Origin of the sequence: Mesorhizobium sp. M8A.F.Ca.ET.021.01.1.1 (assembly GCF_003998025.1) — a bacterium.
In the GTDB taxonomy this organism is placed as follows: domain Bacteria; phylum Pseudomonadota; class Alphaproteobacteria; order Rhizobiales; family Rhizobiaceae; genus Mesorhizobium.
Genome location: NZ_RZSJ01000346.1, coordinates 1 through 6,449, shown reverse-complemented (window position 1 = coordinate 6,449; position 6,449 = coordinate 1). Strand labels below are relative to the sequence as shown.

The window sequence follows — 6,449 nt, the reverse complement described above, 5'->3', positions numbered from 1 at the left end:
GTATTGCCGCCTGTCGCCGGCAACCGCCAAGGATTGCGCCATCGATCCGGCACGCGACAGGAAGCCGGCGGTCAAGCTCGCCGGCTATGGCGCCGCGCGCCAGCGCTACGACAATCCCGAACAGAAGACCGGCGGCTTTCCCGGCGGCATGCTGCGCAAGGCGAGCTGCGACAAGCTCCCCGACGAGGCAAGTTGCGGTCGCCTCGCCAAGACCGGCTTCAATGATTGCATCGCGTCCGGCAAGGACCATAAATTCTGCACGAAGGAATTCACCAAGACCGCCGGCCTGCGCGCCTGCGACAAGGCGCATCCCTGCCGCGAGGACTATATCTGCACCGCCGGATATGACGATCTGCCCGAGGCCAAGCCTGGCGAAGGCACCTGCATCCCGCCCTATTTCATCTTCCAGTTCCGCGTCGACGGCCACCCGCGCAGCTGGAAGCAGGATGTTAGCGAGTGAGCTGTCCGCTGACTGCGCAACAGCCCGAAGTAAAACTTTCATTAACCATAAGCGGACTAAAAGCGTAAGCGATTCAAAGGGATCCTTCCGCCATGGCTTTTGTGTCCGGGCGCCATCTGGCGCAGCTGTTTGGCATTGTCGCCTTGGGCGCGTTGGCCACCGGTTGCACGACGGCGAAACCTGCGACCGACGCCAAGGATGGCAAGCTCGCCTATGCGACAGAGCCGAAGGAGACCGGCGCCGGCGGCTTCTTCTCCTCACATTCCTTCAGCGGCCTTGCCGGCCGCAGCGTCACCGTCAACAGCATCGCCGACCTCAGGCTGCGCAACCACGAGGTGGTGCTGACCTTCGATGACGGCCCGATGCCCGGCCGCACCGAAAACGTCCTGAAAGTGCTCGACAATGCCGGCGTCAAGGCGACCTTCATGATGGTCGGCCAGATGGCCCGCTCCTACCCTGCCCTTGTGCGCGAGGTCGCCGCGCACGGCCACACCATCGGCACCCACACCCAGAACCATGCCAACCTGACGCATATGAGTGCCACGGGGGCGCAAGCGCAGATCGACGGCGGCATCAAGAGTGTGTCTGCCGCACTGGTGCCGTCGTTGCACGGCGTCGCGCCCTTCTTCCGCTTCCCCTATCTCGCCTCGACGGCGACGTTGCGCCGCCAGCTCGCGGCGCGCGGCATCGTCGTCATCGACGCCGATATCGATTCCAAGGATTATTTCCCGTCGACGCCGGACCAGCTGCGCAAGCGCACCATGGCGGGTATCGAACAGCGCGGTTCCGGCATCATCCTGATGCACGACATCCATCCGCGCACCGCGCAAATGCTGCCGCACCTGCTGGCCGACCTCAGAGCCAAGGGCTACAAGGTGGTGCGGCTGGTGCCCGGCCACCGCGGCCGCGAACCGCTGGTGTCATCGCTGACGACAGGCACCGTGACGACGGTCCAGCAGACGGCCTACGCGGAGACCCGATAGGAGCACGGGAATTACGCCAAAACAAAGGGTTGATCGGTCCCCTAGCCGGCTTCCATGCTCCGCCAGAACTGAAGGACCGTAGCGGCGATCGCTTCTGGTGCGTCTTCCGGGACGAGATGCTTCGCATCGGGGACTGTCTGAAACGTCGCGCCGGGAATGCGCCGCGCCAGTTCCCGGCCGTCCTTTACCGGGATCCAATCGTCATTGTCGCCCCAGAGGATGGTGACCGGGCATCGAACCTCGCCATATCGCCACTCCACCTCCTCGCTGTACTTGTCATCCATCTGCGCGACTTGCCTCCAGAATGCCTTCTGGCCTTCGTCGCCAAGCCATGGGCGCAGATAGGCCTGCATCTCGTCTTCGCGTAACGGATTGTACGTCGCGCCATCGATGTAGGCGCGCAGGATCGCTTCGTGAACATACGCTGGCAGCTCGGCAAGAACCTTCTCGTTCTGTTTGGCTGCCTGGACCAGCGGCGAACCTTGCGGGCTGATCGCCACCGGATCGATCAACACTAGCGAGCGGAACTCCAACCCGTTGAGCAGATGACCGCGCAGAGCGGTCGATCCGCCGAAATCATGCGCGACCACGTCGGGCCGTTCCAGCTTCCAGTGGGCATAGAGCGCCGCGAACAATTCGTTCTGGATGCCGCGCGACACGTCGCCGTCAGGCTTGTCCGACCAGCCATAGCCAAGCATGTCGAAATAGTGGACGCGTCGCTGCTTGGCGAGCCATGGCGCGATGCGGCGCCACTCCACCGAGGAGAATGGGGTACCGTGAAGAACGACGGCGGGCGGTCCTTCCCCCATCACGCCCCAGGCAATTGAATGTCCTTGAAAGACAAAGCGTTCGGGCGGGCGCCACTCGATCGTCATCAGCATCGATCCAGCATTGCTGCCGGCCTACTCTTTCTGCTTGGCGCCGGCGCTCTTGCCGTCCGAGCTTTTCGAGCGTTCCTCGAAACGATCGGCGCCTTTCTTCAGCGGATGGCCCATTTCGGCCTCGGTCTTGCGCTCATCCCTGGCCGCCGCCTGTTTCAGTCCTGTGGCTGCCGCCTTGCCTTTCGCGGTCGGTGCCTGCTCGACGCCCATTGCTTCCTCCCTGGCGCGCAACAAGCGCGCGATGAGATGCAACGCGCATGAGCGGCGGCGGTTCCAGCGGCTAACGCTGTCGGGCAACCCGGCAATGACGCGCCTCAGCGCGCCGTCATCGCCTTGCGGAACGCGTCCAGTGTCTCGGCGCTGACATGGTGCTCGATGCCCTCGGCGTCGATGCGCGCCGTCTCGGCACTGACGCCGAGCGAGCGCAGGAAGGCTTCCACCGTCTGGTGGCGGATGCGGCTTTCCTGTGCGACCTTGCGGCCGGCTTCGGTGAGGAACACGCCGCGATAGGGTTTTCGCGACACCAGCCCGTCGGCGCACAGCCGCGTCAGCATCTTGGCCACCGTCGGCTGGGCGACACCGAGCCGCGCGGCGATGTCGACCTGCCGCGCCTCGTTGCCATCCTCGATCAGGTCGGCGATCAGCTCGACATAATCCTCGACCAGCGCGCTGCGGCGCGCTTCGCGCGTCTGCCGGAACCCTTCCGAATGGACATCGGCATCGAGCAGCGGCTCACGCGGGACCGGTCTGTTCTTCAGCGCCAATGCGCGCTCCTCCTCGGAAGTTTAGCCGTCGCTGCTTTTATAGCACAGGCTCTGATTCTTCAGGCCGTTTATTTGCATTCCGCGAGAGGTGCAACCAGCGTCTCCGGCTGCCCGCCCGTCACAACAAGCACCGACAATGAAATATAGCCTATTGCATAATGTTGAGCCATGGCATAGCTTATGGGCATTCTCCGGAACCTGCGGAAAGCCTTTTCATGTCAGAAGCAGACGTCACAGCCCCCCGGTCCGCATGGCGGTTCGCCAAACGGGAGGAGGACGATCAGCCCAGTCTGCGCGAGGTCAATTCCAGCGTCGCGGTGCCGAGTTCGGGCGTCTGGTTCCGCCGGCTGTTCGCCTTCATGGGCCCCGGCTACATGGTCTCGGTCGGCTATATGGACCCGGGCAACTGGGCGACCGACCTCGCCGGCGGCGCCCAGTTCGGCTACACATTGCTGTTCATCATCATGCTGTCCAACCTGATGGCGATCCTGCTGCAGGCGCTGGCGGCGCGGCTTGGCATCGCCACCGGCCGCGACCTCGCCCAGGCCTGCCGCGCTTACTACCCGCGCCCGGTCAACTTCGTGCTGTGGATCGCCTGCGAGCTCGCCATCATCGCCTGTGACCTCGCCGAGGTGATCGGCACCGCGATCGCGCTGCAACTCTTGTTCGGCATCCCGCTTATCGGAGGCGCCATACTCACCGCGCTCGACGCTTTCCTCGTGCTGCTCTTGATGAACAAGGGGTTCCGCTATCTCGAAGCCTTCGTCGTCGCGCTTCTGATCATCATTTTCAGCTGCTTTGCCATCCAGATCTTCGTTGCCGCCCCGCCGGCCGGCACGATCCTGCATTCGATGTTCGTGCCATCCTCCGAGATCGTCACCAACCCGGCGATGCTCTACATCGCCATCGGCATCATCGGCGCCACGGTCATGCCGCACAATCTCTATCTGCACTCCTCGATCGTGCAGACCCGCGCCTATGAACGCACCGACGCGGGCAAGCGCGATGCCATCAAATGGGCGACGGCGGACTCCACGATCGCCTTGATGCTGGCTCTGTTCGTCAACGCCGCCATCCTGATCGTCGCGGCGGTCGCCTTCCACGACACCGGCCACCAGGATGTCGCCGAGATCGACCAGGCCTTCAAGCTCCTGTCGCCGCTGCTTGGCCTGGGCATCGCCTCGATCCTGTTTGCCGTGGCACTGCTCGCCTCGGGCCTCAACTCGACGGTGACGGCAACGCTCGCCGGCCAGATCATCATGGAAGGCTTTCTGCGGCTGCGCATCCCCAACTGGGCACGGCGGCTGCTGACGCGCGGCCTCGCTATCGTCCCTGTGGTGGTAGTCACCGCGCTCTATGGCGAGAAGGGCACCGGCCAGCTGCTGGTGTTCAGCCAGGTGGTGTTGTCAATGCAACTGCCCTTCGCGGTCATCCCGCTGGTGCAGTTCGTCTCCGACAAGAAGAAGATGGGCAACCTCGCCATCCCGCGCGGCGTGGCGGCATTGGCCTGGGTGGTCGCGGCCATCATCCTGGTGCTCAATTTCAAGCTGCTCTACGACACCATGTCCGGGGTTGGTTGAAGCTCCGTCTAATCCCGGGACAAACCGCCAGATCGCTCTATCTTTCCCGATGCCATGAGCAACATCGAAGACATCAGGAGATTCTACGCGCGGCTGATGGCGGCCAACGCCGCTTCATCGGATCCCCGCTTGGAAGAGGTGTTCGCCAGCGTGCCGCGCGAGGCCTTTCTCGGTCCGGGGCCATGGACGGTCATTGCCGGCAACGCCAAGATCACGACGCCGAGCGCCGACCCGGCCCATGTCTACCAGAATGTGCTGGTGACGCTCGACGCCGAAAAGGGCATCAACAATGGCGAGCCGTTCCTGCACGCCATGTGGATCGGAAAGCTGGCGCCAAGACCCGGCGAGGCCGTCACGCATATCGGCGCCGGCAGCGGTTACTACACGGCTTTGCTGGCCATGCTGGTTTCGCCGGGCGGCACCGTCGCCGCTTTCGAGGTCGACGACCAGATGGCCGAACTGGCGCGCAGAAATCTCGAAGCCTATGGCAATGCGACTGTTGTCCATGGCGATGCCGTGACCTCGCCCCTGCCGCCATCCGACATCATCTATGTCAATGCCGGTATCGTGGCTCCTCCCGCCGGATGGCTGAGGGCGCTGCGCCCCGGTGGCCGCATGATCTTCCCGTGGCGTCCGGCCGAGAGCATTCCGTTCGCGGTGATGGTGACCCACAGCGAAAAGGGCTTTGCCTGCCATCCTTTCATGCGCTCGTGGTTCATCCCTTGCGTCGGCGCCTCGGCGATCCCTCCTGAGGCGAAGATCCCGACACGCGAAGAGGCCACGCGCAGCCGTTCTGTCTGGCTGATTGAGGACAGGCAGCCAGACAGCACCGCCACGGCAATCCTCGGCGAAGTCTGGTTCTCCTCCGACCCCGTTCACGCCGGCGACAACGGCTAGAAATTTGTCGTCGCGTGTCGAAAAGGAAGCCTGCCGTTCGTCATAAGGTTGAACCCGGCCGTGACGGCGCGGATCGCAAAAAGGAGAAGACGGATGAGAAAAATCATCGCCGCGACCTTCGTCAGTCTCGATGGCGTCATGCAGGCGCCGGGCGGACCGGAAGAAGATCCGGTCGGCGGCTTCAAATTCGGCGGCTGGACATTCCACTACTTCGACGAGGTGGCGGGCTCGGCAATGGAGGACCTGTTCTCCAAGCCCTTCGCCCTGCTGCTCGGCCGCAGAACCTACGACATCTTCGCCGCGTACTGGCCGTATCAGAAAGATCCGATCGCGGATGCCTTCAACCCCGCGACCAAATATGTGGCGACGCATCGGCCGGACACCTTGGCCTGGCGGAACACGCGCGCGCTCGGGCCTGATATCATCGCGGCTTTGCGCCGCCTCAGCCAAGAAGATGGACCTGACCTGCTCATCCAGGGATCGGGCAATCTGATCCAGACCTTGCTCGCCAACGGGCTGATCGACGAAATCCGGCTGATGATCTTCCCGCTGGTGCTGGGCAAGGGCAAGCGGTTGTTCGGCGATGCCGCAATGCCGGCCGCTTTCAAGCTTGTCAAATCGCAGGCTTCCACCACCGGCGTCATCATGGCGACCTATGAGCGCGCGGGCGAAATCGAGGTCGGCTCTTTTGTTACGGGCGAACCATCCGACGCCGAACTCGAGCGGCGTAGGAACTGGAAGTGAGTGGTTCTTTCTCCCCGTCACTGTACGGGGAGAAGGGGCGCACCATCAAGCCGCCTGCACCCGCCGCCCCAGCCCCTCACGTATATGCCGCGCGAACTCCCGCGCAGCCGTACCCACGCCATGCCCCGGCAGATGCAGGT

The 6,449-nt window shown here is 63.6% G+C and carries 7 protein-coding genes and 2 pseudogenes; 5 read left to right on the top strand and 4 right to left on the bottom strand.

Features of this window, described 5'->3' with window-relative positions:
• Positions 1-460 (top strand): annotated as a pseudogene (locus EOA36_RS23295) (hypothetical protein); the annotation flags it as partial.
• A gap of 92 nt (positions 461-552) precedes the next feature.
• Positions 553-1,443, top strand: coding sequence for a polysaccharide deacetylase family protein (locus EOA36_RS23290; RefSeq protein WP_127279597.1), 891 nt, complete (start codon positions 553-555; stop codon positions 1,441-1,443).
• Between the two features lie 41 nt (positions 1,444-1,484).
• On the opposite strand, the gene EOA36_RS23285 is transcribed toward EOA36_RS23290, so the two are convergent.
• The 3 genes from EOA36_RS23285 to mntR form a co-directional block, all read right to left on the bottom strand.
• Positions 1,485-2,318, bottom strand: coding sequence for an alpha/beta hydrolase (locus tag EOA36_RS23285; RefSeq protein WP_127279596.1), 834 nt, complete (start codon positions 2,316-2,318; stop codon positions 1,485-1,487).
• A 27-nt stretch (positions 2,319-2,345) separates the two neighbouring features.
• Entirely contained in the window at positions 2,346-2,534 is a 189-nt protein-coding gene (locus EOA36_RS23280) for a hypothetical protein (RefSeq protein ID WP_127279595.1), read from the bottom strand.
• Between the two features lie 104 nt (positions 2,535-2,638).
• Positions 2,639-3,088 carry a manganese-binding transcriptional regulator MntR gene (gene mntR, locus EOA36_RS23275; protein WP_127279594.1) on the bottom strand — a complete coding sequence of 150 codons (450 nt, stop codon included), beginning with the start codon at positions 3,086-3,088 and terminating at the stop codon, positions 2,639-2,641.
• 215 nt (positions 3,089-3,303) lie between these two features.
• Between mntR and EOA36_RS23270 the strand changes: the two genes are divergently transcribed.
• The 3 genes from EOA36_RS23270 (at position 3,304) to EOA36_RS23260 (ending at position 6,309) form a co-directional block, all read left to right on the top strand.
• Complete coding sequence (locus tag EOA36_RS23270) at positions 3,304-4,668, top strand: Nramp family divalent metal transporter (RefSeq protein WP_127279593.1); 1,365 nt, start codon at positions 3,304-3,306, stop codon at positions 4,666-4,668.
• 54 nt (positions 4,669-4,722) lie between these two features.
• Entirely contained in the window at positions 4,723-5,565 is an 843-nt protein-coding gene (locus EOA36_RS23265) for a protein-L-isoaspartate O-methyltransferase (protein ID WP_189553321.1), read from the top strand.
• A gap of 93 nt (positions 5,566-5,658) precedes the next feature.
• Positions 5,659-6,309 carry a dihydrofolate reductase family protein gene (locus EOA36_RS23260; RefSeq protein WP_127279591.1) on the top strand — a complete coding sequence of 217 codons (651 nt, stop codon included), beginning with the start codon at positions 5,659-5,661 and terminating at the stop codon, positions 6,307-6,309.
• A gap of 45 nt (positions 6,310-6,354) precedes the next feature.
• Here the strand turns inward: EOA36_RS23260 and EOA36_RS38395 are convergent.
• Positions 6,355-6,449: pseudogene (locus EOA36_RS38395) on the bottom strand (LysR family transcriptional regulator); the annotation flags it as partial.

Bases quoted from the DNA above. Each gene is read 5' to 3' on its own strand.
- EOA36_RS23260 (WP_127279591.1), top strand. From the start codon at position 5,659: ATGAGAAAAATCATCGCCGCGACCTTCGTCAGTCTCGATGGCGTCATG.
- EOA36_RS23265 (WP_189553321.1), top strand. From the start codon at position 4,723: ATGAGCAACATCGAAGACATCAGGAGATTCTACGCGCGGCTGATGGCG.
- EOA36_RS23280 (WP_127279595.1), bottom strand. From the start codon at position 2,534: ATGGGCGTCGAGCAGGCACCGACCGCGAAAGGCAAGGCGGCAGCCACA.
- EOA36_RS23290 (WP_127279597.1), top strand. From the start codon at position 553: ATGGCTTTTGTGTCCGGGCGCCATCTGGCGCAGCTGTTTGGCATTGTC.
- EOA36_RS23285 (WP_127279596.1), bottom strand. From the start codon at position 2,318: ATGACGATCGAGTGGCGCCCGCCCGAACGCTTTGTCTTTCAAGGACAT.
- EOA36_RS23270 (WP_127279593.1), top strand. From the start codon at position 3,304: ATGTCAGAAGCAGACGTCACAGCCCCCCGGTCCGCATGGCGGTTCGCC.